A 20,810-nucleotide genomic window follows, 5' to 3' on the forward strand; every position below is an offset into this window, starting at 1 on the left:
AGTTTTAGCTGATCAGACAATGATTTACGGCATTTTTTTCTTTATTATGGGAGAGGTTATTAAAACTATAATTAAATAGGAAACGGTGTGATATACGACATGATGAAACATCTTAAAAATGTCGATAACTGGCTTGGCGGCCTTCAATGGTTAATGTATATATTTATCAATACAGTTGTTGTACCGATTACAATGGGGGCAGCTTTTGATCTGTCACAGGCGGAAATTGTCAGTACAATGCAATTCTCATTTATTCTTGGCGGAATCGCGTGTCTGATGCAGGTATTTATCGGTCACAGAAGACCGATTATGGACGGACCTTCAGGTCTTTGGTGGGGAGTGCTTCTGGCACTGTCATCACTTGCTGCAGCACAGGGCATGCCAATTACTGAAGTTGGCGGAAGTATCGCAACAGGATTAATTATTACAGGAATTCTTACTGTAATAATCGGTTTAACAGGTGTCGGTTACTACCTGGAGAAATTATTTAACCCAAGTGTAATGGGTGTGTTTATGCTTTTATTCGGGGTTTCCCTTTGTATCAGTTTCTTCAAAGGAATGGTTGGATTACCATTTGGCGGCGGAGACGGTCCGACAGAAATTCAAATCGGTCCTGCAATTCTATCATTCGTAATTGTTATCCTTGTACTGATTTTAACAATACGCGGATCTAACAAACTTTCACAGTACGCAATGTTGATTGGTATTATCGTCGGCTGGCCTGCATACTTATTATTATTCGGTTCAGATGCACAGCTTACAAGCGGCACTGCAAGTTCACTTGAAATCTTCTGGTTCCCGCTCGGTTCACCGGCATGGAATATCGGAATTATACTTACAGTAGTAATTACAGGTATGCTTAACTTATCTAAACAGTACGGCTCTATTAAAGGAACAGATCCTATTTATCCGGATTCACCTTCAACGGGTAAAGATTACAGAAACTCATTTACAATTACCGGTATTATGACTATCATCCCGGGATTCCTTGGACTGGTTCCATATTCACCATTTGTATCATCAATAGGATTTATTCAGCAGACTAAGATTTACGAGCGTATGCCGTTTATCTTCGGAGCGATTATGTTCTTTGTAATGGGTGCTATCCCGCAAATCGGTTCATTCTTTACAATGATCCCGTTAAGTGTCGGGTGTGCGGTGCTATTCGTTTCATACGTACAGCTTTTCGGTTCTGCGTGGGACTGGTTCAAGCTTGTGGAATTCAACAGCCTGAATATTTACCGGGCGGCGATTCCTATGTTCCTGGGATTAGTACTTATGGCGATACCGGGCTCAGCATTCGCAAGTCTTCCCGGCTACGTACAGCCATTACTTTCAAGCGGACTGCTAATGGGTACGATTATCTCCATCGCGATGGAAAACTTCCTGAACTGGGATAAAGTCGGCACTACAATCTCAAACAACATTGGTAAAAATATTGAAAAAGAAGAACCTGTTAATAAGTTATAAATAAATTTAAACAAGCTCTGTCCGGATGGACGGAGCTTGTTTTGTATGTGTCAGCAGGATAAAACCTTTCAGCAATATGATAAGGTAGAGGCAGTGTCAGATAAATTGAATAAAGTGAGGGGTTCTAATTATGGACGTAAAATATCCTATTGGTAAATTGCAGGTTCCCGAAAACGTTACGCTTAACGACATTCAAAAATATCTTGGTGATATCAGTACTTATACTGAACGTCTCCGCGCTGAAGTCGATTCACTGACTGAAGCAGAGTTAAATAAAACTTACCGCGAGGGCAGTTGGAACGTTCGGCAGCTGGTTCATCACATCGCTGATTCACAGCTGAATATGTATCAGCGTCTGAAGCTTGCATTAACTGATGATAATCCCAAAGTTCCGGAGTTCATTCAGGATAAATGGGCAATACTTCCGGACAGCAAACTGCCGGTCGAGAGTTCAATTAAAATACTTGAAGGTATTAACGAACACGTTGTTGCACTTGGTAACAGCTTAACTGAAGATCAGCTTACACGTGTGTTTACACACCAGGTGAACAGCGAAATTTCAGTCGGCACTAAAGTTGCCAAATTATCGTGGCATGAAGAACATCATTTAGCCCATATTAAAATTGCTCTTTCAAAATAAATATAAGAAGAGCTCCCTTTAAAAATTTAAAGGGAGCTCTTCTTATTCGAGTTCAATAATGTTCAAATCAAGCAGATGATCGTCATGGAAACTGATATTAATATAGTTCGCACCTTTGACTTCAGGTAAATAAGCAGGAACGGCTGTAATCTCTTCAGTTTCTATAAAGTTACGGCCCTTGTAATAACTGATATAAGCAGGTGCCGTAATCACATACGTTTCACCTGAATCATATTCCAGTGCTCCTGTAATATAGTAACTTTCATCCTCAACAAATTCCCCTTCATTATCAATGCGTTCACCGGTAAATACATCTTCTCCTGTCAGAAATTCCTGACCAAACATAATTGTTCCGGCCATACCGTCTTCTACAGGCTTGCCGCGTCCAATGAGTGCATCGGGGGTAGTATTTACTTCATTATCTGCTGTCGCGTCTTCCACGGCTTCATTCATCAGCTGAACAGTATCTTTCTCAGGTTCACTGAAACTTACTATCACACGATCCGCTTCAGGTACATTTTCTATAATATGCGGACCGTCATGTCCGTAGTTATTCGTTTTAATAAATTCACTACCGTAAAAGTAAGATACATAAGAAGCTGTTGTAACAGTATAATCCTGTGCTGCATTGTACTCGATTGGATTTGTGCGTGTCATATGACCGCGTGCATCGTCTTCTCCGCTGTAATTAATCCAGTGACCATTGACGCGTTCGATATCAGCCATTACATTAACGGGTTCTGCAGGTTTCTCTGCCGCTTCGTCTTCTGTCTCTTCTTCACCAGCTGACTCATCACCTGCATTTTCTGTACTTTCACTGCCGGCATCATTCGACGTTTCTTCAGCTTCTGTATCTGCTTCTTCAGTTTCCTCTGCCTTTGTTTCTTCTGCTTCAGGTTCGTCTACCGGTACTTCATCTGTATCACTGCACCCGGCCAGTATAAATGCCCCGGCAAGCATAAGTATAAACAGCCTCATGGCCTCTCCCCCTGTCTCTTTATTCCCCTTAATTGTATGTAACATTATTAACCTATACCCATATTTCCCTAAAATAATAAAACGCTGTCTGATTTTTCATCAGACAGCGCTTCTCTAATCTATTTACTTACGGGTTATTTGACCATAATCCAGCGTGTTTCAGTACAACACGTTTATTTAATTTAAGCTGGGCAACAATCAGTTCAGCCAGATCTTCCGCCTGCATTACTTTCTCGGGATTGCCGTCTGTTAAGTTCAGTTCAACAGCCATATCAGTTGCGACTGTACTTGGTGTTAAAGTTGTCACGCGGATGTTATGCTTACGCACTTCCATCATCAGTGATTCACTTAAACCGATAACGGCAGCTTTCGATGCAGAATATGCACTTGTGATTGCTCCGCCTTTTTGTCCGGCAGTTGATGAAATGTTAATGATGTCGCCTGTATTGCGTTCGATCATTTCCGGCAGTACTGCACGCGTTGTGTAGTAAACGCCGTTTACGTTAACATTTAAAATGTTTGTCCACTCTTCCGGAGTCAGTTCCATGAAGTTTCCAAACTTCGAAATACCTGCGTTGTTCAAGAGAATATCAATCGGTCCTAATTCACCGCGAATTGATTCCACCGCTGAAGTAATTGCATCGATATCCGATACATCTGCTGCAGCGATTGCTGTTTTCACATCGTAGCTCTTAAGCTCTTCCTGAACTTTCTCCAGGTTTTCAATTGTACGGCCGACAAGACCGATATTTACACCTTCTGCTGCAAGAGCCAGTGCTGTTGTACGGCCGATACCGCGACCTGCTCCTGTAATTAATGCTGTTTTACCGCTTATGTTCTGCATGTTGAAATCTCCTTTAGTTCATATATTCATTAATAATTTTAGCATGTTATTCACTTTTAAGATAACTTATGAATTTAAAATACCAGCCAGTTCATGCAGATTTTTAATTTCGTAATCTGCTTTAATATCAGTCCCGTTTTCAAGTCCGTAAGGATTGTACCAGACCGAAGCAATCTCCGCATTACTGGCTCCGGCAATATCAGAAACGAGACTGTCACCAATCATCAGTATTTCTGAAGGTTTAAGTTCTGCTCTCTTCATACTTTCTGTAAAGAAACTGATATTCGGTTTTGCACTGCCGATATCATCCGATACATATAAATCAGTGAAGTACCGCTTCAGTCCGGACAACTGCAGTCTGTTCTCCTGCATTGTCAGCACGCCGTTGGAAGCTGCGTATATTTTATGATTTGCTGATATTTTCTTCAGTACTTCTTCTATACCGGGTTCCATAATGAACTGCTCTCCAAGAATCTTGCCAAAATACTCTTTGGCAAGATTACTGTCGTAATCCAGGCCAAGTGTTTCCGACAGCTCGGCGAACCTTATATCAAGCACATCCGCCACTGTCAGCAGTTCTTCCTTCTGCTCTTTCCACAAACGTTCATCAATTGCAGAAAACGATTCAAACACATCTTTGTTATATTCAAGATTGAGCGTCGAGAAAGTTTCTTTTAACGCACTCTCACTGCATTTCTTAAAATTAAATACTGTATCATCGATATCCAGAAAAATAGCTTTATACATATAATTACTCCCGTAAATGATTTAGTCACAAACTCAAAGTCCACGATATCAATAATAATTAACATACTCAATACTTTCATTTATATACCGATTTATTATACTCTTAAGGTACAATCTAAATAAATGAGGTGCAAATGATGAATATTATCGTTACAAGTCTGTTCGTCGACGATCAGGACAAAGCATTACAATTTTATACAGATGTCCTCGGATTCATTAAAAAACATGACGTCCCGGCAGGCAAGTTCAGATGGATTACAGTTGTATCGAGAGACAACGAACACGGTACAGAACTCGTCCTTGAGCCTAATGACAACATCGCAGCACAGGATTATCAGAACAGCCTGATGCAGCAGGGTATACCTGCAACAATGTTCGGAGTGGAAGATATCGATAAAGAATATGAACGCTTAAAAGCACACGGCGTTGAATTTACGATGGAACCGAAAGCAGCTGGAGATATGAAGCTCGCAGTATTTAACGATACGTGCGGCAATCTTATTCAGCTTATAGAACAGTAAAAAAAAGCACTTCCCGATTGGGAAGTGCTTTTTCTTTCTAAATCAAGCTGAGTTTTGTTAATCCGTCCGGCAGCATCTCTGCAATGTATATATCACCGTGCTTATCCACAGTTAGACCATGCCCAAAAGTACCAAATGTACGGCATCTGCCGATAAACTCATCATCAGCATTAAACACATGCAGCGCCGGAACCTGGTCTGTCACATAGATAAAACCTTCGCTATCCTGATATATATCCATCGGATGGAAAACATTAGATAATTCCTTTAAATACGTCCCGTTCTGATTAAAAATCTGCACCCGGTTGTTTTCTCTGTCAGCCACAAGCACTCTTTCCTTCTGATCAACTAAAATAGAGTGCGGTGTAATGAAGCTGCCTTCCTCAGATCCAATTTGTCCCCACGTGTGCAACAATTCTCCCGCTTCATTAAAGTGATGAATGTGAGTATTACCGTAACCATCTGATATAAACATATCCTTATCTTTTGAAAAAGCAATATCTGTCGGATGGTTAAAGGGCTCACCTGTATTTCCCGGGTTACTTTCATCTCCAATAATCCGGAGTATTTCTCCCTTTTTATTGAAAACTACGATTCTGTGATGATCTCTCTCCACTACAAAAATTTCGCCTTCCGGGCTGATTTCCAAGTAATGTGCATCCGTAACTTCGTTGTTACGCCATTGATTGACCATCTTTCCATCAGCACTGAATATTAGCATGAATGGATCGCTTCTCTGAAGAAGGTATATATAACCCTCATCATCATTGGATACAGCTGTAATGTTCCTGAGATAGTGAGTTGCTTTATCTTCCACCCACTGACTGTCCACTTTGTATTTTTTATTTCCCAGCCCGAACACCTGATTATTCATAACTTTACTCACCCCTGTAATATTTCCCTGTTTACTGTACAGTACCATATTAACAAAATGGCGCTGCTGATTTTAAAAACAGTTTTTCACTATCCATACTTCTTCTGGTGTGCTTTCTTCAGTTTCAGATAATCTTTATCTTCGCGTACTTTTATCCATTTCTCTTCAAAGATAGAAGCTGATTCCGCTTTTTCGGGGTCAATATCTCTTTCCTTCACTTCACCATTTTCATCGTACTTTCTGCCGCCTTTATAATTGGCATAACGGCGTGATCTTGTATAACCCATCTGCAGAAACTTCCTCGCGATGTCCATACCGATAAAATCATCGTTGTCTTTATAATCCAAATACATCTGATAGATCTTATCAGACGACTCTTCCGCTATCTCAGGCGTCTTAAATCTCCAGTGCTGAAGTATTTCACTCTTATAAGGCTCTACCAGCAGCACGCCCTGTTCGCCTCTTCCCACCCTGTAGAGTTCAGGCTGCTCACGAAAATTTATATTATCAAAATCCAAATCATAATCAAATGCCATATCGGTTACCTCCCTGCAGCTTTCACAGTTATAATACCCTCTTGACCATGACAAATGCTTTATATTGGAATTGTATAAAAATAAAAAAGCACTCCCGCAATGGGGAGTGCTTTCCAATATATAAATATATATTAACGTTTTGAGAACTGTGGAGAACGACGGGCTTTCTTAAGACCGTATTTGTAACGTTCTTTCATACGTGGGTCACGTGTTAAGAGTCCAGCTCTTTTCAGCGCGCCGCGGTGTTCCGGATCTGCTTCAAGTAAAGCTCTTGCAATACCGTGACGGATTGCCTGTGCCTGACCTGTGAAGCCACCACCGTGAACATTTACCAATACATCGTAGTTACCTTCTGTTTCTGTAACTGCGAATGGCTGGCTTAAATCTAAAATTAAGCTTTCAAATGGGAGATAGTCTCTCATGTCGCGTCCGTTAACTGTTACTTTACCTTCACCTGGTACTAGACGTACACGTGCAACTGAGTGCTTACGACGTCCAGTTCCTTGATATTCTACTTTAGCCAAATGTTTTCCCTCCTAGTCCTTAACCACGTAACTCGTAGTTTTCAGGTTGTTGTGCTACGTGTGGGTGTTCTGCTCCACCGTATACAAATAATTTCTTGCCTTGTTTACGTCCTAATGGATTCTTAGGTAACATTCCTTTGATAGAAGTTTCTAATAATCTCATTGGGTTTTTCTCTCTTAATTCACCAGCTGATACTGATTTGATTCCACCAACATGACCTGTATGTCTGTAGTAGATTTTTTGTGAATCTTTTTTACCTGTTAATACGATCTCACTTGCATTGATTACGATAACGTAGTCACCTGAATCAACGTGAGGTGTGAAAGTTGGTTTGTGTTTCCCGCGTAATAGTGTTGCTACTTCTGTAGACAGGCGACCTAAAGTCTTGCCCGCTGCATCTACAACAAACCATTTACGTTCGATGTTTGCTTCATTAGCCATAAACGTTTGACGCATAGTAATTTCCTCCTAAATCTCGTTCTATATTGTCGTTTTAAATTAGTCGTTTTTGTCTTTTTATATTCATTAATCCTAATAAGTTTCCGGGGCCTATTAATCATGGATGGATATAAAAATGTACCGTTAATTATTATATAATCGAACAGTCATAAAGTCAATGTTTTCAAGATAACTTTTACAACTTTTCATACCATACTTTTTCAAGATAAAGACCTTCTGCCGGTGCAGTTTTAGGAATGATTGTTCTGTCCTTCGCTGCAATCATGTTAAGCGTATCCGGTGTTCTGATCCCTCTGCCGCATTCCAGTACGTACGCAGCCAGTATCCGCACCATGTTATACAGAAACCCGGTGCCGGTAATTACGAAATCATAGCCGTCTTCTGTTTCGATGACTTTGAATTCTTTAATTGTCCGCACCTTATTTTTAATTTCCGCCTTCGCGCTCGAAAATGTCGTGAAGTCATGTGTGCCGATAAATGGCGCTATTGCTTCTTCCATCAGCTTTATATCAAGTGCATAAGGATAATGCGTCTTCAAACCGTCATAAAACGGGTTTTTAGTGCCCGTGTAGATCTTGTAGCGGTACGTCTTCCCCTCTGCATCAAAACGTGAATGAAAGTCGTCAGCAGCGATGCTAACATCATTTATCAGAATATCATCAGGCATCGCTCTGTTTAAAATAAATTTCCATTTTTCAGGTTCGAGGTCTATTGGAGTGTCAAAGTGAAAATACTGCTCCAGTGCATGTACTCCTGCATCTGTTCGTGATGATGCATGAATCCGGACAAATTCCTTATGCATGCGTTTCAGCTGTTTCTCGACTGTGCCCTGCACCGTACGGTAGTCATGCTGATACTGAAATCCGCTGAAGTTACGTCCGTTATATGAAATATTTACTGCCACTCTCATTAGTTTCACTGCCTTACAAATATTAATAGAGCACCGAACAGTACAAGCACAAACAGTGCGATTGTATCTCTCGTTTCCCATGACAGGAGACGGTAGTGCGTCCGGCCTTCATCCCCCTGATAACCTCTGACTTCCATCGCAATCGCCATTTCTTCTGCACGCTTAAACGCAGACATAAAGAGCGGAATAAATATCGGCACGAGTGCGTTGATCCGCTGTTTCAGATTTCCTGTCATAAACGTTGAACCCCGCGCACTCTGCGCTTTAATTATTTTCTCGGTCTCGTCCATCAGCGTTGGTATGAACCTTAACGAAATTGACATCATCATTGCGATTTCATGAACCGGTACTTTAACTGTTTTCAGCGGTCTGCACAGTTTTTCTATCGCATCCGTCAGTTCAATTGGACTGGTTGTCAGCGTCATCAACGTTGTAATAACTACCAGCATAATCAGCCGTACCGTAATATAGATACCTGTAATCAGCCCTTCGGATTCAATTGTAAAGAAGCCGCCGTCGATTAATACTGTGCCGCCTTTCGTTAAGAAAATGTGCATCAGAAATGTGAATATCAGCAGGATAAAAATCAGTTTTAAGCCATTAAACAGAAATCTGATTGATAATCCTGCAAGCTTTGTCATCGTCAGTACAAACAGTATTAACAAACTGTAACCTATCCAATGATTGGCAAAGAAGACAATAATCATAAATAAAATAACAGAAATAATCTTCGCACGCGGATCGAGTTTGTGAATAACACTATTTCCCGGGATATATCTCCCGAGCAGCATCGAACTAAGCATTATTCCGCCTCCAGTCTTCATACAGCTGAATGAATTCCACTGTATTTTTTGGAGTGCCGTTTAATTTTACGCCCTTTGCTGCTAAACTTTGAGCGAGCTGAATCACATGCGGAACTTCGAGATTGTACTGCTTCATAAAGCTGTTGTCAGTCAGTACATCTGCAGTGATCCCTTCACCGGCAAGTTTACCTTCCGACATGATTTTAACTTCATCAGTAAACTCAAGCACATCATTCATATCATGCGTAATCAGAATTACTGTAATCCCCATCTTTTTATAGACATCGTAAAACAGCCGCATCGTCTCATCATGACTTAGAGGATCAAGTCCTGCTGTCGGTTCATCCAGTATTAAAATACTCGGTTCCATCGCAAGTATGCCGGCAATTGCAACTTTTCTCATCTGTCCTCCGGAGAGCTCAAAAGGGCTTTTACCGAGCAGTGATTCATCCACATTCAGGAGGTTCAGATAATAGTATGCTTTCTCTTTTGCCTCTTCTTCGCTGATGCCCATATTCATCGGACCAAACATCACATCTTTTAAGACCGTGCTTTCAAACAGCTGGTGTTCAGGAAACTGAAACACCATGCCCACTCTGGCCTTCGCCTGATGAATAACTTTTTGCTTCACTTTTTTAGACAACACTATACCATCTGTTTCCACCGTGCCTGAGCTCGGCAGAATCAGTCCGTTCATCGTCTGAATCAGCGTGGACTTGCCACTCCCTGTATGACCGATTAGAGCGTAGAACTTCCCTGATTCAAACGTCGTATTTATATTTTTTAACGCCTGATATTCAAACGGGGATTTACGATTATATATCACGTTTACGTTTTTAAAATGTATTGTCATAACCGCATCACCAGCTCATCATGTGTCATATAGGAACCATCGAGAAGTGCATCGGAAATCTCTGCAGTATACGGTACTTTCAAATTGCTCTTCTCAAGCAGTTCTTTATCCCTGTACACTTCTTCCACTGAACCTTCGCCGACAATGTTCCCACCGTTCATCACAATGACTCTGTCGCTCCGTTCAATTTCCGTTAAATCATGAGTAATGTAAAGAATCGTTGTATCGAGCTGTTCATGCAGTCTGCATAATATAGACAGCACTTCCGTGCGTCCTGCAGGGTCCAGCATCGATGTCGCTTCATCCAGTATCAGCACTTCCGGCTGCATCGCAAGTGCGCCTGCGATTGCCACACGCTGTTTCTGTCCGCCCGATAAACGATGCGGCTCATGCGATCTGAATTCAAGCATATTAACGAGATCAAGTGCGTACTCGGTGCGTTTAATCATCTCCGAACGTTCAAGTCCGAGATTCTCAAGACCGAATGCAACATCATCCTCCACAGTTGCCCCGACAAACTGGTTATCAGGATTCTGGAAGACGATGGCGAACTTACGGCGCAGCGACTGCTTGTTCTCATCGGTCAGCAATTCCCCGTCGACGTATATTTCGCCTTCATACTCTTCAACAATGCCCATAATGATTTTAACGAGCGTACTTTTCCCCGAACCGTTATGCCCGATTATCGAAGTCCATTCACCCGCATTAAAAGGGATGGATATATGATCCAGGGCATATGCTTCTTCTGCCCGGTATTTAAATGCAATATCTTTTAACGAAATCATATTTCCACCCCTTAAAATTTTATGTAAAAAAAAGCGCGTACCCTGCAATAAGAGTCGCGCACTGATTATATATTGCAGGATACGTTGAGCTAGACGAATGAGCCCTTACGGGCTCACCATCATAACACTCACTCTGCTTTTAAAAGTTTACGCTTCTTCAGTTGTTACTGGAGCGCCTTCTACGAATTCGATAATTACAAGCTCAGCTCCGTCACCACGACGAGTTCCAAGCTTCTTGATGCTTGTGTAACCGCCTTGACGATCTGCGAAACGTGGAGCGATGTCTTCAAATAATTTTTGAAGTGCATAACTAGTTGAACCATCTTCGTTGATGATTTCTACGTTACGTACAGTTTGACCGGCACGTCTTTTCGCTGCTAAGTCGCCGCGTTTGCCTAGTGTAACCAGACGGTCAGCAAGTTTACGTAATTCTTTAGCACGGTCTTCAGTAGTAGTGATGCGCTCACTAACGATTAATGAAGTAGCTAAGTCGCGTAACATTGCTTTTCTTTGATCAGATGTACGTCCAAGTTTTCTGTAACCCATTATTTCTCCTCCTTTATGCTAGTCTTCTTTACGTAGACCCAGGTCCAGGTCTTCGAGTTTAAATTTAACTTCTTCAAGAGACTTACGTCCCAGATTTCGCACTTTCATCATATCAGCTTCTGTTTTGTCAGTAAGTTCCTGAACAGAGTTGATACCAGCGCGTTTCAGACAGTTATAAGAACGTACTGATAAGTCAAGTTCTTCAATAGACATTTCAAGTACTTTCTCTTTCTGATCTTCTTCTTTTTCGATCATGATTTCAGCATTTTGTGCTTCATCAGTAAGACCTACAAAGATATTTAAGTGTTCAGTGAGAATTTTAGCACCCAATGATACTGCTTCCTGTGGAGTGATTGAACCATCAGTCCATACATCCAGAGTAAGCTTATCGAAGTTTGTACTTTGTCCTACACGTGTATTTTCAACAGTATAATTCGCACGTTCTATCGGTGTATAGATAGAGTCGATTGGAATTACACCAATTGGCATATCAGCTTTATTATTACCGTCCGCAAGCGTATATCCTCTGCCACGATCTGCTGTCATGCGCAGTTTTAAACTTCCGCCTTTAGATACTGTTGCAATCTTAAGATCTCTGTTTAAAATTTCCACATCACTGTCGTGAGTAATATCTGCTGCAGTTACCACACCTTCACCGCTAAAATCAATTTCCAAAGTTTTTTCTTCTTCAGAATATATCTTTAAAGCAAGGCTCTTCATGTTGGTAATAATTGTAGTCACGTCTTCAACAACATTGTCTATTGTCGAAAACTCATGAAGTACATTTTCTATTTCAATCGTCTTAACTGCCGCACCTGGTAATGATGATAAAAGAATGCGACGCAAGGAGTTCCCAAGTGTTGTCCCATAACCTCTTTCTAAAGGTTCTACAACAAACTTACCAAACTTAGAATCTTCCGATACCTCTACTGTCTCAATTCTAGGTTTCTCGATTTCGATCATGTGTAACATATCCTCCCTTTAAACGCCGAAAATATTAGAAAATAATATTGTTCCCAACTACTTAAGCGATTTATTATTTTTATACACGACGACGTTTAGGTGGACGACAGCCATTGTGTGGAACCGGAGTTACATCTTTGATAGCTGTAATTTCAAGTCCAGCTGACTGAAGCGCACGGATAGCTGCTTCACGTCCGGCACCAGGACCTTTAACTGTAACTTCTACAGTTTTCAGACCATGTTCCATCGCTGCTTTAGAAGCAGTTTCAGAAGCCATTTGAGCTGCGAAAGGAGTAGATTTCTTAGAACCTTTGAACCCTAATGCACCGGCAGATGACCATGAAAGAGCATTACCGAACTCGTCAGTAATTGTTACGATAGTGTTGTTAAAAGTTGAGCGGATGTGTGCTACACCTGCTTCGACATTCTTTTTCACTCTACGTTTACGTGATTGTTGTTTGCGAGCCATTATTTATCCTCCTTTACTTTAGTAACTATTTATTTCTTCTTGTTCGCTACTGTTTTAATTGGACCTTTACGAGTTCTTGCGTTGTTCTTAGTTTTTTGACCATTAACTGGTAAACCGCGACGGTGACGCATTCCCTTGTAAGAACCGATTTCCATAAGACGTTTTACGTTTAAGTTTGTTTCACGGCGTAAGTCACCTTCGACTTTATACACGTCTACTACTTCACGAATTTTGTTTAACTCATCTTCTGTAAGATCTTTAACTCTAGTATTTTCATCAACTGATGCTTTAGCTAAAATTTCGCTAGCGCGTGTTGGTCCAATACCGAAAACATATGTTAAAGAAATTACAACACGTTTATCACGTGGTACGTCAACTCCTGCAATACGAGCCATATCTTTGCACCTCCAAATTAAATATTAACCTTGTTTTTGCTTGTGTTTAGGGTTTTCACAAATTACCATTACTTTTCCTTTTCTGCGAATAACTTTACATTTCTCACAGATAGGTTTTACTGATGGTCTTACTTTCATGATTTTTACCTCCTTAGAATATGGAGTCTCTTATTTGAAACGATAAGTGATTCTGCCACGCGTTAAGTCATAGGGTGACATCTCAACTGTTACTTTATCACCAGGAAGTATGCGTATATAGTTCATACGAATTTTACCTGATACATGAGCTAAAATCTCATGACCATTTTCTAATTCTACTTTGAACATTGCATTTGGTAAAGTATCAAGCACTGTACCTTCCAGTTCAATTACATCTTGTTTACTCACTTTTTTTCCTCCTTATACAGCATTTCAATTCCATTATAGAAATTTGCTCTAGGTGACGACTCACTTCGTCTAATAACGACTCTCTCGTATACATATAGACATAGCAACATTCACCTAAATTGCTGCAAGGTGAATATTTCTATAAGCCATTAAGAATTTCATCGACTTCTTCGAAAACTTCTTCTATATCTTTTGAGCCATCTACTGTAGCTAGAACTCCAAGACCTTTATAGAAATCTAAAAGTGGCGCTGTTTGTTTAATATTGACTTCCAGACGATTTTGAACTGTTTCCGGATTATCATCTTCACGCTGGTAAAGTTTACCGCCGTCTAAGTCACAAATACCCTCTGTCTTAGGCGGATTAAACACTAGATGGTAAGTCGCACCGCAAGTTTCACAAATGCGTCGGCCAGTCAGTCTGTTCATCAGTTCCTCTTCAGGTACTTCGACATAAATAGTCTTATCGATCTGAGTGCCAAGCTCTGACATGATGTTATTCAATGCTTCAGCCTGTTCAACAGTTCTAGGGAAACCGTCAAGCAGGAAACCATCTTTAGCATCACTTTGAGATAAACGCTCTTTTACGATACCAACTGTTACTTCATCAGGAACAAGTTCGCCCTGGTCCATAAATGCCTTGGCCTGTCTTCCTAAATCCGTCTCGTTTTTAATAGCAAGACGGAACATATCTCCTGTAGAGATATGAGGAATCGAGTATTTTTTGATTATTTTCGCAGCTTGAGTACCTTTTCCTGCACCAGGCAAGCCCATAATAATAATATTCATTATTTTGTTTCCTCCTACTTATCTACGCTTTCTAAATCCGCGGTATTCTCTCTGGTTAGCTTGAGCTTCCAATTGTTTCATCGTTTCCAGTGCAACACCGATAACGATCAGCAAGCTCGTTCCACCAATTTGAATCGCCTGCGGCAAGTCCATAAACTTCGTAATTAAGAGTGGTAAAATTGCAATTCCTGCAAGGAACAGAGAACCGACAAATACTAATCTGTATAAAACAGAAGTAATGTAGTCCTGTGTATTTTTACCTGGGCGGATACCCGGAATATAACTGCCCTGTTTTTTCAGGTTGTCAGCCATTTTCTCAGGATTCACCTGTACAAATGAATAGAAGTAAGCAAATGCGATAATCAGGACAACATAGACAATCATTCCAATCCAGTCCGACGGGTCAGCAAAACGGGCTACCGTTTGTGCCCAGTTCGCATCCGGGAAAAATAACGTCAGTGTTTGAGGCATCATCAGAAATGCCATTGCAAAGATTACCGGGATAACCCCAGCAGGGTTAACTTTTAACGGTAAGAATGTTGACTGCGGAGCCAATTGTGATCCAGGTGTACTCTGTCCTTTTGCATATTGCACTGGAATCTTACGAATCGCCTGTAAGATAAACACTGCAAACGCAGTAAGAAGAATAAGGAATATTACAATACCAGCGATTTGAAGCACTGCCATTGCCGTATCCGCACTACCTGTGAATCTTGATTGATAAAGCTGAATTAATGCACTTGGAAGTGCACCTAAGATACCTGCAAAGATAATGATTGAAATACCATTACCGACACCATGTGTAGTGATTTGTTCACCAAGCCACATAAGGAACGCAGTACCTGTAGTTAAAATTAAAGCAATAAGCAGATAAGATCCGACATTATTGTCATCAATAAGGTTGCCGCCAAACATTTGGTTAAATGCAAATGACATACCGATTGCTTGGATAAATGCTAAAACGATCGTGAAATACCTGGTGAATTGAGCAAGTTTACGTCGGCCAACTTCGCCTTGTCTCGCCCATTCAGCAAACTTTGGAACTACATCCATTTGAAGCAGCTGCGTCACGATTGAAGCCGTGATATATGGCATAATCCCCATCGCCAGGATAGAGAAGTTCATAAGTGCTCCGCCGCCAAATGTATTCATTAAATCTAAAACTCCGCTCCCGGAAGCTCCAGTGTCAAAAACACTTGGATCTACACCGGGAACAGGAATGTACGTACCGATTTTAAAAATAACTAGCATTGCCAAAGTAAACAGTATCTTGTTACGTATTTCTTTAATTTTAAAGAAATTCGATATCGTCCCGATCATTAGATCACCTCATGAGTTCCGCCCTGTTGCTCAATCGCTTCTACAGCTGAACTAGAAAATTTGTGCGCTTTAATCGTCAACTTCTTCTCTAAGTTACCGTTGCTTAAAATTTTAATACCAGATTTCTGGTTTTTAACAATTCCTGATTCGATTAAAAGTTCAGGAGTTACTTCTGTACCATTGTCAAAACGGTTTAACGCACTAAGATTTACAACTGCATAATCTTTACGGTTAATGTTTGTGAATCCGCGTTTTGGAATACTACGGAAAAGTGGTAATTGTCCACCTTCGAAAGTAAGACCAACTTTACCGCCGGAACGTGACTTCTGTCCGTCATGACCGCGACCGGATGTTTTACCGTTACCTGATGACATACCGCGTCCAACTCTGTTACGTTTGTTACGCGCGCCTTCAACTGGTTTAAGTTCGTGTAATTTCATCTTCGCACCTCCTACATTATTTTATCATTAATTTTCTTCTACTGTAACTAAATGAGCGACTTTAGCAACTTGACCTCTTAATTGAGGAGTGTCTTCGTGCTCAACAGTCTTGTGCATTTTGTTAAGACCTAGTGCCTTAACTGTTTCTCTTTGTGTCTGCGGTTTACCGATAACACTTTTAGTGAGGGTAACTTTCACTTTTGCCATTGACTATTCCCTCCTTAGTTTAGAATCTCTTCTACAGTTTTATCTCTAAGTCTTGCAACTTCATTAACATCTTTAAGTTCAGTTAAGCCTGTAACTGTAGCGCGAACTACGTTAATTGGTGTGTTGGCACCAAGTGACTTACTTAAGATATCCGTAATACCAGCTAATTCAAGAACGGCACGAACCGGTCCACCAGCGATAACCCCTGTACCAGGAGCAGCAGGTTTCATGAATACGTTACCTGATGAGAATCGTCCGATTACTTCATGAGGTACAGTACCATTAACGATAGGTACTTCAACTAGATTTTTCTTAGCAGATTCGATAGCTTTTTTGATTGCTTCAGGAACTTCCTGAGCTTTACCTGTACCGAAACCTACACGTCCTTTTCTGTCCCCAACTACTACTAAAGCTGAGAAACGGAAACGACGACCACCTTTAACTACTTTAGCAATACGGTTGATCGTTACAACGCGCTCTTCAAATTCTTGTACTTCTCTTTCTCTTCTTTGAGCCATGAAATATGTCCCTCCTTTTTATTAGAAATCAAGTCCGTTTTCACGTGCTGCGTCAGCTAATGCTTTGACACGTCCATGATATAAATACCCACCACGGTCAAATACTACTTTTTCAAAGCCTTTGTCTTTTGCACGGTTGGCAATTAGAGCTCCTACTTCTTTAGCAGCTTCTACGTTAGATCCTGATTCACCTTTGAATTCAGCGTCTTTGGTAGATGCGCTTGCAAGTGTAATTTGCGCAGTGTCATCAATTAATTGAGCATAGATATGCTTGTTTGAACGGTAAACATTTAAACGTGGTCTTTCAGTCGTACCTGAAAGTAAGTTACGCACGCGACCATGTCTTTTTTGACGTACTTTATTCTTGTCAATTTTCGCGATCATTGATGTTCACTCCTCACTTATTTATTATTTACCAGTTTTACCTTCTTTACGGCGAACGTTTTCACCTTTATAGCGAATACCTTTACCTTTGTATGGCTCTGGTGGACGTACTTTGCGGATGTTAGATGCTAATAATCCAACTTCCTCTTTGTTAATACCTTCAATTTTAATGTTAGTATTCCCGTCAACTGTAATCGTAAGATCTTCAGCTGGTTCGAATTCTACAGGGTGTGATAAACCAACGCTAAGCGCTAATTTTTTACCTTGCATTTGAGCACGGTAACCTACCCCGATAAGTTCCAGTTCTTTAACGAAACCTTTTGATACACCTTCAACCATGTTATTGATAAGTGCACGAGTTGTTCCGTGAACTGTACGGTGTTCTTTAGATTCACTTGGACGAACTACTTCTAGAGTAGATTCTTCAAGATTGTATGCCATTTCTTCATTAAATGTGTTTTCCAGTTCACCTTTAGGACCTTTTACTGTAATAGTATTGCCCTTGATGTCTACTGTAACATCACTTGGAATGTCAATAAGACGTTTACCTACACGACTCATTACTTTGCACCTCCTGTTTTATTAAATTACCAAACGTATGCGAGAACTTCCCCGCCAAGATTTCTTTTACGTGCTTCTTTATCTGTAAGCACACCTTCTGATGTTGAGATTAGAGCGATTCCAAGACCGTTAAGTACTCTTGGTAACTCTTCTCTTTTAGCATAAACACGAAGTCCAGGTTTAGAAATACGTTTCAAACCAGTAATAACGCGTTCGTTTTCGTTGCTGTATTTCATGAATACACGGATGATACCTTGTTTATCGTCCTCGATGTATTCTACATTTTTAACAAAACCTTCTGTTTTCAAAATTCCAGCGATTTCCTTTTTCATGTTTGAAGCAGGAATCTCTAAAGTTTCATGTCTAACAATGTTCGCATTTCTAATGCGTGTTAGCATATCTGCAATTGGATCTGACACTGTCATTTAAGTTGCCTCCTTTCGATTAATGAATCTTACCAGCTTGCTTTTCTTACACCAGGAATTTGCCCTTTGTAAGCAAGTTCACGGAAACAGATACGGCAAAGCTTGAATTTACGTAGTACTGAATGTGGTCTTCCACATCTTTCGCAGCGTGTATATTCTCTAACTTTGAATTTTTGTTCTTTTTGCTGTTTAGCAATCATTGATTTTTTAGCCACTATATTGCCTCCTTATTACTTACTTTTGGAACGGCATACCGAATTGTGTTAACAGTTCACGAGCTTCTTCGTCCGTGTTTGCTGTCGTTACAATAACGATATCCATACCGCGAACTTTTGATACTTTATCGTAATCAATTTCCGGGAAGATAATTTGTTCTTTAACACCTAGAGTGTAGTTACCGCGGCCATCGAATGCTTTCTTCGAGATACCTCTGAAGTCTCTTACACGTGGTAATGTAACTGAGATAAGTTTGTCCAGGAATTCATACATTCTTTCTCCGCGCAGTGTAACTTTCGCACCGATTGGCATACCTTCACGTAAACGGAATGTAGCGATTGATTTCTTAGCTTTAGTGACAATTGGTTTTTGACCTGTAATTGCACTTAGTTCCTCAACAGCTGTGTCAAGTACTTTAGCGTTTTGTACAGCATCACCAATACCCATGTTAACTACGATTTTATCAATCTTCGGTGCCTGCATTACTGAAGAATAATTAAATTTATTTACTAGTTCTTGTTTAATTTTTTCATTGTATTTTTCTTTTAAGCGAGCCATTAATGTGACCTCCTTCCGTTTGAATCTTATTTAATCTCTTTACCTGATTTAACAGCGATCTTCACTTTTTTACCATCTTTAATTTCATGACGGACACGAGTGCGTTCACCTGATTCAGGGTCTACATGCATAACGTTAGAAACGTGAATCGGAGCTTCTACCTCTAGAATCCCGCCTTCCGGGTTCATTTGAGATGGCTTCTGGTGTTTCTTAATAACGTTGACGTTTTCAATAACGACACGGTTATCTGAAGGAATTGCTTTTAGTACAGTTCCTTTTTTACCTTTGTCCTTACCGCTAATTACAACGACCTGGTCACCTGTTTTTACGTGCATAGTTGTCGCACCTCCTTCGGTTTTGGATTATAGTACTTCTGGTGCTAATGAGATAATCTTCATGAAGTTACCTTCGCGAAGTTCACGAGCAACTGGTCCGAAAATACGAGTACCTCTTGGACCTTTATCATCACGGATGATTACGCATGCGTTCTCATCGAATTTAATATATGAACCATCTTCACGACGGACACCTGTTTTCGTTCTGACGATGACGGCTTTAACAACCTCACCTTTTTTGACAACTCCACCTGGTGTTGCATTCTTAACACTTGCAACAATAACATCACCGATGTTAGCAGTTTTACGGCCTGTTCCACCTAAAACTTTAATAGTGAGCACTTCACGTGCACCTGAGTTGTCAGCTACCTTCAAGCGGCTCTCTGACTGAATCATGCGCGATTCCCTCCTTCTGTTTCAAGTATTTTATATAAGTACAGATTCTTTAACGATTTCAACTAGACGGAATCGTTTAGTCGCAGATAATGGACGTGTCTCTTGAATTCTCACGATGTCGCCCATTTTCGCAGTGTTGTTTTCATCATGTGCTTTATATTTTTTAGAATATTTAACACGTTTTCCGATGATCGGGTGCTTAGTGTAAGTTTCAACAAGTACCGTTACTGTCTTATCCATCTTGTCAGATACGACGCGGCCCTGGTAAACTTTGCGTTCGTTTTTACTTTCCACGATTTGAACCTCCTCTAATTATTGATTCGCTTGTGCTTCTTCAATCTCTCTTGCGCGAACCGTCGTTTTCATTCTAGCGATAGTCTTTCTAACTTCTTTGATACGAGCAGTGTTTTCTAGCTGACCTGTAGCTAGCTGAAAGCGCAGATTGAAAAGTTCTTCTTTCAATTCTTTAACATTAGATTCAATTTCGGAATTCGTTAAATCACGGATTTCTTTAGCTTTCATTCGTATCACCACCTAATTCTTCACGTTTTACTATTTTCGTTTTTAATGGAAGTTTATGACTTGCAAGACGAAGTGCTTCTTTAGCTACTTCTTCTTCTACACCCGCAACTTCAAACATAACTCGGCCTGGTTTAACTACTGCAATCCAACCTTCGATTGCACCTTTACCAGAACCCATTCGTACTTCTAATGGTTTCTTTGTATATGGCGTGTGCGGGAAGATGTTGATCCATACTTTACCGCCACGTTTCATGTAACGTGTCATTGCAATACGTGCTGCTTCGATTTGTCTTGCAGTAATCCAAGATGTTGTCGTAGCTTGCAGCCCGTATTCACCAAAGCTTACTTGATTTCCGCCTTTTGAACGTCCTTTAGTGTCTGGACGGTGCTGACGACGGTATTTTACTCTTTTTGGTAATAACATTCCAAATTTCCT

The 20,810-nt window shown here is 40.5% G+C and carries 35 protein-coding genes; 3 read left to right on the forward strand and 32 right to left on the reverse strand.

The genetic code is table 11. The features are described from left to right. The first annotated feature begins 99 nt into the window (after nucleotides 1-99). Nucleotides 100-1,470 (forward strand): uracil/xanthine transporter, encoded by a 1,371-nt coding sequence (locus HNR41_RS06595; protein ID WP_229714961.1) that lies wholly within the window; start codon nucleotides 100-102, stop codon nucleotides 1,468-1,470. A 130-nt stretch (nucleotides 1,471-1,600) separates the two neighbouring features. Continuing rightward, entirely contained in the window at nucleotides 1,601-2,110 is a 510-nt protein-coding gene (locus HNR41_RS06600; protein ID WP_184282984.1) for a YfiT family bacillithiol transferase, read from the forward strand. Between the two features lie 42 nt (nucleotides 2,111-2,152). Here HNR41_RS06600 and HNR41_RS06605 read toward each other — a convergent pair whose 3' ends face one another. The 3 genes from HNR41_RS06605 to HNR41_RS06615 all read right to left on the reverse strand — a co-directional run bounded on the left by HNR41_RS06605 (nucleotide 2,153) and on the right by HNR41_RS06615 (nucleotide 4,679). Then, entirely contained in the window at nucleotides 2,153-3,088 is a 936-nt protein-coding gene (locus tag HNR41_RS06605; protein ID WP_184282986.1) for a hypothetical protein, read from the reverse strand. Nucleotides 3,089-3,215: 127 nt separating this feature from the next. Beyond that, a complete protein-coding gene (locus tag HNR41_RS06610) occupies nucleotides 3,216-3,932 on the reverse strand; it encodes a 3-ketoacyl-ACP reductase (RefSeq protein ID WP_184282988.1) in 717 nt (238 codons plus the stop codon). Nucleotides 3,933-3,998: 66 nt separating this feature from the next. After that, nucleotides 3,999-4,679: a YjjG family noncanonical pyrimidine nucleotidase gene (locus HNR41_RS06615; protein ID WP_184282990.1), complete on the reverse strand. Its 681-nt coding sequence runs from the start codon at nucleotides 4,677-4,679 to the stop codon at nucleotides 3,999-4,001. Nucleotides 4,680-4,816: 137 nt separating this feature from the next. Between HNR41_RS06615 and HNR41_RS06620 the strand changes: the two genes are divergently transcribed. Next, nucleotides 4,817-5,200 (forward strand): VOC family protein, encoded by a 384-nt coding sequence (locus HNR41_RS06620; protein ID WP_184283741.1) that lies wholly within the window; start codon nucleotides 4,817-4,819, stop codon nucleotides 5,198-5,200. Between the two features lie 37 nt (nucleotides 5,201-5,237). Here the strand turns inward: HNR41_RS06620 and HNR41_RS06625 are convergent, their stop codons facing one another. The 29 genes from HNR41_RS06625 to rplP form a co-directional block, all read right to left on the reverse strand. Continuing rightward, nucleotides 5,238-6,074 (reverse strand): NHL repeat-containing protein, encoded by an 837-nt coding sequence (locus tag HNR41_RS06625; RefSeq protein ID WP_188357535.1) that lies wholly within the window; start codon nucleotides 6,072-6,074, stop codon nucleotides 5,238-5,240. A gap of 89 nt (nucleotides 6,075-6,163) precedes the next feature. Continuing rightward, nucleotides 6,164-6,610 carry a DUF4385 domain-containing protein gene (locus HNR41_RS06630; protein WP_184282994.1) on the reverse strand — a complete coding sequence of 149 codons (447 nt, stop codon included), beginning with the start codon at nucleotides 6,608-6,610 and terminating at the stop codon, nucleotides 6,164-6,166. 131 nt (nucleotides 6,611-6,741) lie between these two features. Further along, nucleotides 6,742-7,134 carry a 30S ribosomal protein S9 gene (gene rpsI / locus HNR41_RS06635; RefSeq protein ID WP_115884825.1) on the reverse strand — a complete coding sequence of 131 codons (393 nt, stop codon included), beginning with the start codon at nucleotides 7,132-7,134 and terminating at the stop codon, nucleotides 6,742-6,744. A gap of 19 nt (nucleotides 7,135-7,153) precedes the next feature. Continuing rightward, entirely contained in the window at nucleotides 7,154-7,591 is a 438-nt protein-coding gene (gene rplM, locus HNR41_RS06640; RefSeq protein ID WP_184282996.1) for a 50S ribosomal protein L13, read from the reverse strand. A gap of 178 nt (nucleotides 7,592-7,769) precedes the next feature. Further along, nucleotides 7,770-8,504 carry a tRNA pseudouridine(38-40) synthase TruA gene (truA, locus tag HNR41_RS06645; RefSeq protein ID WP_184282998.1) on the reverse strand — a complete coding sequence of 245 codons (735 nt, stop codon included), beginning with the start codon at nucleotides 8,502-8,504 and terminating at the stop codon, nucleotides 7,770-7,772. Nucleotides 8,505-8,509: 5 nt separating this feature from the next. Beyond that, nucleotides 8,510-9,307 carry an energy-coupling factor transporter transmembrane component T family protein gene (locus HNR41_RS06650; RefSeq protein WP_184283000.1) on the reverse strand — a complete coding sequence of 266 codons (798 nt, stop codon included), beginning with the start codon at nucleotides 9,305-9,307 and terminating at the stop codon, nucleotides 8,510-8,512. Next, nucleotides 9,300-10,160: an energy-coupling factor transporter ATPase gene (locus HNR41_RS06655; protein ID WP_184283002.1), complete on the reverse strand. Its 861-nt coding sequence runs from the start codon at nucleotides 10,158-10,160 to the stop codon at nucleotides 9,300-9,302. Before HNR41_RS06655 ends, HNR41_RS06650 begins: the two co-directional genes overlap by 8 nt. Beyond that, nucleotides 10,157-10,945: an energy-coupling factor transporter ATPase gene (locus HNR41_RS06660; protein WP_184283004.1), complete on the reverse strand. Its 789-nt coding sequence runs from the start codon at nucleotides 10,943-10,945 to the stop codon at nucleotides 10,157-10,159. The genes HNR41_RS06655 and HNR41_RS06660 overlap by 4 nt, the downstream gene beginning before the upstream one ends. A gap of 147 nt (nucleotides 10,946-11,092) precedes the next feature. Further along, the gene (gene rplQ / locus HNR41_RS06665) at nucleotides 11,093-11,491 is read right to left on the reverse strand and encodes a 50S ribosomal protein L17 (protein ID WP_035809658.1); all 399 of its coding nucleotides are present in this window, start codon (nucleotides 11,489-11,491) and stop codon (nucleotides 11,093-11,095) included. Between the two features lie 18 nt (nucleotides 11,492-11,509). Then, the gene (locus HNR41_RS06670) at nucleotides 11,510-12,454 is read right to left on the reverse strand and encodes a DNA-directed RNA polymerase subunit alpha (RefSeq protein WP_035809660.1); all 945 of its coding nucleotides are present in this window, start codon (nucleotides 12,452-12,454) and stop codon (nucleotides 11,510-11,512) included. 79 nt (nucleotides 12,455-12,533) lie between these two features. Next, on the reverse strand, nucleotides 12,534-12,923 hold the full coding sequence (rpsK, locus tag HNR41_RS06675; RefSeq protein WP_035809663.1) for a 30S ribosomal protein S11: 390 nt from the start codon (nucleotides 12,921-12,923) through the stop codon (nucleotides 12,534-12,536). A 29-nt stretch (nucleotides 12,924-12,952) separates the two neighbouring features. Further along, nucleotides 12,953-13,318: a 30S ribosomal protein S13 gene (gene rpsM / locus HNR41_RS06680; protein ID WP_035809666.1), complete on the reverse strand. Its 366-nt coding sequence runs from the start codon at nucleotides 13,316-13,318 to the stop codon at nucleotides 12,953-12,955. A gap of 24 nt (nucleotides 13,319-13,342) precedes the next feature. Beyond that, nucleotides 13,343-13,456, reverse strand: coding sequence for a 50S ribosomal protein L36 (rpmJ, locus tag HNR41_RS06685; RefSeq protein WP_003156543.1), 114 nt, complete (start codon nucleotides 13,454-13,456; stop codon nucleotides 13,343-13,345). A 30-nt stretch (nucleotides 13,457-13,486) separates the two neighbouring features. Beyond that, the gene (gene infA / locus HNR41_RS06690; RefSeq protein ID WP_017547668.1) at nucleotides 13,487-13,705 is read right to left on the reverse strand and encodes a translation initiation factor IF-1; all 219 of its coding nucleotides are present in this window, start codon (nucleotides 13,703-13,705) and stop codon (nucleotides 13,487-13,489) included. Between the two features lie 139 nt (nucleotides 13,706-13,844). Beyond that, on the reverse strand, nucleotides 13,845-14,492 hold the full coding sequence (locus tag HNR41_RS06695) for an adenylate kinase (protein WP_184283006.1): 648 nt from the start codon (nucleotides 14,490-14,492) through the stop codon (nucleotides 13,845-13,847). An 18-nt stretch (nucleotides 14,493-14,510) separates the two neighbouring features. Further along, nucleotides 14,511-15,812 (reverse strand): preprotein translocase subunit SecY, encoded by a 1,302-nt coding sequence (gene secY / locus HNR41_RS06700; protein WP_184283008.1) that lies wholly within the window; start codon nucleotides 15,810-15,812, stop codon nucleotides 14,511-14,513. Beyond that, nucleotides 15,812-16,252 carry a 50S ribosomal protein L15 gene (gene rplO / locus HNR41_RS06705; RefSeq protein ID WP_184283010.1) on the reverse strand — a complete coding sequence of 147 codons (441 nt, stop codon included), beginning with the start codon at nucleotides 16,250-16,252 and terminating at the stop codon, nucleotides 15,812-15,814. Before rplO ends, secY begins: the two co-directional genes overlap by 1 nt. A gap of 27 nt (nucleotides 16,253-16,279) precedes the next feature. After that, nucleotides 16,280-16,459, reverse strand: coding sequence for a 50S ribosomal protein L30 (gene rpmD / locus HNR41_RS06710; RefSeq protein ID WP_184283012.1), 180 nt, complete (start codon nucleotides 16,457-16,459; stop codon nucleotides 16,280-16,282). A gap of 14 nt (nucleotides 16,460-16,473) precedes the next feature. Then, nucleotides 16,474-16,977 carry a 30S ribosomal protein S5 gene (gene rpsE / locus HNR41_RS06715; protein WP_184283014.1) on the reverse strand — a complete coding sequence of 168 codons (504 nt, stop codon included), beginning with the start codon at nucleotides 16,975-16,977 and terminating at the stop codon, nucleotides 16,474-16,476. A gap of 21 nt (nucleotides 16,978-16,998) precedes the next feature. Further along, the gene (gene rplR / locus HNR41_RS06720; protein WP_184283016.1) at nucleotides 16,999-17,361 is read right to left on the reverse strand and encodes a 50S ribosomal protein L18; all 363 of its coding nucleotides are present in this window, start codon (nucleotides 17,359-17,361) and stop codon (nucleotides 16,999-17,001) included. A 24-nt stretch (nucleotides 17,362-17,385) separates the two neighbouring features. Continuing rightward, nucleotides 17,386-17,922 (reverse strand): 50S ribosomal protein L6, encoded by a 537-nt coding sequence (gene rplF, locus HNR41_RS06725; protein WP_184283018.1) that lies wholly within the window; start codon nucleotides 17,920-17,922, stop codon nucleotides 17,386-17,388. Between the two features lie 26 nt (nucleotides 17,923-17,948). Next, entirely contained in the window at nucleotides 17,949-18,347 is a 399-nt protein-coding gene (rpsH, locus tag HNR41_RS06730; RefSeq protein WP_092595632.1) for a 30S ribosomal protein S8, read from the reverse strand. 29 nt (nucleotides 18,348-18,376) lie between these two features. After that, nucleotides 18,377-18,562 (reverse strand): type Z 30S ribosomal protein S14, encoded by a 186-nt coding sequence (locus HNR41_RS06735; protein ID WP_026859096.1) that lies wholly within the window; start codon nucleotides 18,560-18,562, stop codon nucleotides 18,377-18,379. 19 nt (nucleotides 18,563-18,581) lie between these two features. Beyond that, nucleotides 18,582-19,121 (reverse strand): 50S ribosomal protein L5, encoded by a 540-nt coding sequence (rplE, locus tag HNR41_RS06740; protein ID WP_184283020.1) that lies wholly within the window; start codon nucleotides 19,119-19,121, stop codon nucleotides 18,582-18,584. Nucleotides 19,122-19,147: 26 nt separating this feature from the next. Next, nucleotides 19,148-19,456 carry a 50S ribosomal protein L24 gene (gene rplX / locus HNR41_RS06745; RefSeq protein WP_035809691.1) on the reverse strand — a complete coding sequence of 103 codons (309 nt, stop codon included), beginning with the start codon at nucleotides 19,454-19,456 and terminating at the stop codon, nucleotides 19,148-19,150. 27 nt (nucleotides 19,457-19,483) lie between these two features. Beyond that, nucleotides 19,484-19,852: a 50S ribosomal protein L14 gene (rplN, locus tag HNR41_RS06750; RefSeq protein WP_035809694.1), complete on the reverse strand. Its 369-nt coding sequence runs from the start codon at nucleotides 19,850-19,852 to the stop codon at nucleotides 19,484-19,486. Between the two features lie 30 nt (nucleotides 19,853-19,882). Further along, on the reverse strand, nucleotides 19,883-20,146 hold the full coding sequence (rpsQ, locus tag HNR41_RS06755; protein WP_184283022.1) for a 30S ribosomal protein S17: 264 nt from the start codon (nucleotides 20,144-20,146) through the stop codon (nucleotides 19,883-19,885). A gap of 18 nt (nucleotides 20,147-20,164) precedes the next feature. Beyond that, the gene (rpmC, locus tag HNR41_RS06760; protein WP_035809699.1) at nucleotides 20,165-20,374 is read right to left on the reverse strand and encodes a 50S ribosomal protein L29; all 210 of its coding nucleotides are present in this window, start codon (nucleotides 20,372-20,374) and stop codon (nucleotides 20,165-20,167) included. Then, the gene (gene rplP, locus HNR41_RS06765) at nucleotides 20,364-20,798 is read right to left on the reverse strand and encodes a 50S ribosomal protein L16 (protein ID WP_184283024.1); all 435 of its coding nucleotides are present in this window, start codon (nucleotides 20,796-20,798) and stop codon (nucleotides 20,364-20,366) included. The genes rpmC and rplP overlap by 11 nt, the downstream gene beginning before the upstream one ends. Nucleotides 20,799-20,810 lie beyond the last annotated feature (12 nt).

It is taken from the genome of Jeotgalicoccus coquinae (genome assembly GCF_014207425.1).
GTDB classification, from domain to species: domain Bacteria; phylum Bacillota; class Bacilli; order Staphylococcales; family Salinicoccaceae; genus Jeotgalicoccus; species Jeotgalicoccus coquinae.

Coding starts and splice junctions, on each gene's coding strand:
- rpsK (WP_035809663.1), bottom strand. CDS start 12,923: ATGGCTCGCAAACAACAATCACGTAAACGTAGAGTGAAAAAGAATGTC.
- HNR41_RS06620 (WP_184283741.1), top strand. CDS start 4,817: ATGAATATTATCGTTACAAGTCTGTTCGTCGACGATCAGGACAAAGCA.
- truA (WP_184282998.1), bottom strand. CDS start 8,504: ATGAGAGTGGCAGTAAATATTTCATATAACGGACGTAACTTCAGCGGA.
- rplQ (WP_035809658.1), bottom strand. CDS start 11,491: ATGGGTTACAGAAAACTTGGACGTACATCTGATCAAAGAAAAGCAATG.
- rpmC (WP_035809699.1), bottom strand. CDS start 20,374: ATGAAAGCTAAAGAAATCCGTGATTTAACGAATTCCGAAATTGAATCT.
- rplP (WP_184283024.1), bottom strand. CDS start 20,798: ATGTTATTACCAAAAAGAGTAAAATACCGTCGTCAGCACCGTCCAGAC.
- HNR41_RS06655 (WP_184283002.1), bottom strand. CDS start 10,160: ATGACAATACATTTTAAAAACGTAAACGTGATATATAATCGTAAATCC.
- HNR41_RS06610 (WP_184282988.1), bottom strand. CDS start 3,932: ATGCAGAACATAAGCGGTAAAACAGCATTAATTACAGGAGCAGGTCGC.
- rpmJ (WP_003156543.1), bottom strand. CDS start 13,456: ATGAAAGTAAGACCATCAGTAAAACCTATCTGTGAGAAATGTAAAGTT.
- rplX (WP_035809691.1), bottom strand. CDS start 19,456: ATGCACGTAAAAACAGGTGACCAGGTCGTTGTAATTAGCGGTAAGGAC.
- HNR41_RS06630 (WP_184282994.1), bottom strand. CDS start 6,610: ATGGCATTTGATTATGATTTGGATTTTGATAATATAAATTTTCGTGAG.
- rplO (WP_184283010.1), bottom strand. CDS start 16,252: ATGAAATTACACGAACTTAAACCAGTTGAAGGCGCGCGTAACAAACGT.
- HNR41_RS06615 (WP_184282990.1), bottom strand. CDS start 4,679: ATGTATAAAGCTATTTTTCTGGATATCGATGATACAGTATTTAATTTT.
- HNR41_RS06695 (WP_184283006.1), bottom strand. CDS start 14,492: ATGAATATTATTATTATGGGCTTGCCTGGTGCAGGAAAAGGTACTCAA.
- rpmD (WP_184283012.1), bottom strand. CDS start 16,459: ATGGCAAAAGTGAAAGTTACCCTCACTAAAAGTGTTATCGGTAAACCG.
- HNR41_RS06625 (WP_188357535.1), bottom strand. CDS start 6,074: ATGAATAATCAGGTGTTCGGGCTGGGAAATAAAAAATACAAAGTGGAC.
- HNR41_RS06670 (WP_035809660.1), bottom strand. CDS start 12,454: ATGATCGAAATCGAGAAACCTAGAATTGAGACAGTAGAGGTATCGGAA.
- secY (WP_184283008.1), bottom strand. CDS start 15,812: ATGATCGGGACGATATCGAATTTCTTTAAAATTAAAGAAATACGTAAC.
- rplN (WP_035809694.1), bottom strand. CDS start 19,852: ATGATTCAGTCAGAGAGCCGCTTGAAGGTAGCTGACAACTCAGGTGCA.
- HNR41_RS06650 (WP_184283000.1), bottom strand. CDS start 9,307: ATGCTTAGTTCGATGCTGCTCGGGAGATATATCCCGGGAAATAGTGTT.
- HNR41_RS06595 (WP_229714961.1), top strand. CDS start 100: ATGATGAAACATCTTAAAAATGTCGATAACTGGCTTGGCGGCCTTCAA.
- rplM (WP_184282996.1), bottom strand. CDS start 7,591: ATGCGTCAAACGTTTATGGCTAATGAAGCAAACATCGAACGTAAATGG.
- rplE (WP_184283020.1), bottom strand. CDS start 19,121: ATGGCTCGCTTAAAAGAAAAATACAATGAAAAAATTAAACAAGAACTA.
- rplR (WP_184283016.1), bottom strand. CDS start 17,361: ATGATCGCGAAAATTGACAAGAATAAAGTACGTCAAAAAAGACATGGT.
- HNR41_RS06605 (WP_184282986.1), bottom strand. CDS start 3,088: ATGAGGCTGTTTATACTTATGCTTGCCGGGGCATTTATACTGGCCGGG.
- rplF (WP_184283018.1), bottom strand. CDS start 17,922: ATGAGTCGTGTAGGTAAACGTCTTATTGACATTCCAAGTGATGTTACA.
- rpsM (WP_035809666.1), bottom strand. CDS start 13,318: ATGGCTCGTATTGCAGGAGTTGACGTACCACGTGATAAACGTGTTGTA.
- HNR41_RS06600 (WP_184282984.1), top strand. CDS start 1,601: ATGGACGTAAAATATCCTATTGGTAAATTGCAGGTTCCCGAAAACGTT.
- rpsH (WP_092595632.1), bottom strand. CDS start 18,347: ATGACAGTGTCAGATCCAATTGCAGATATGCTAACACGCATTAGAAAT.
- rpsE (WP_184283014.1), bottom strand. CDS start 16,977: ATGGCTCAAAGAAGAGAAAGAGAAGTACAAGAATTTGAAGAGCGCGTT.
- HNR41_RS06660 (WP_184283004.1), bottom strand. CDS start 10,945: ATGATTTCGTTAAAAGATATTGCATTTAAATACCGGGCAGAAGAAGCA.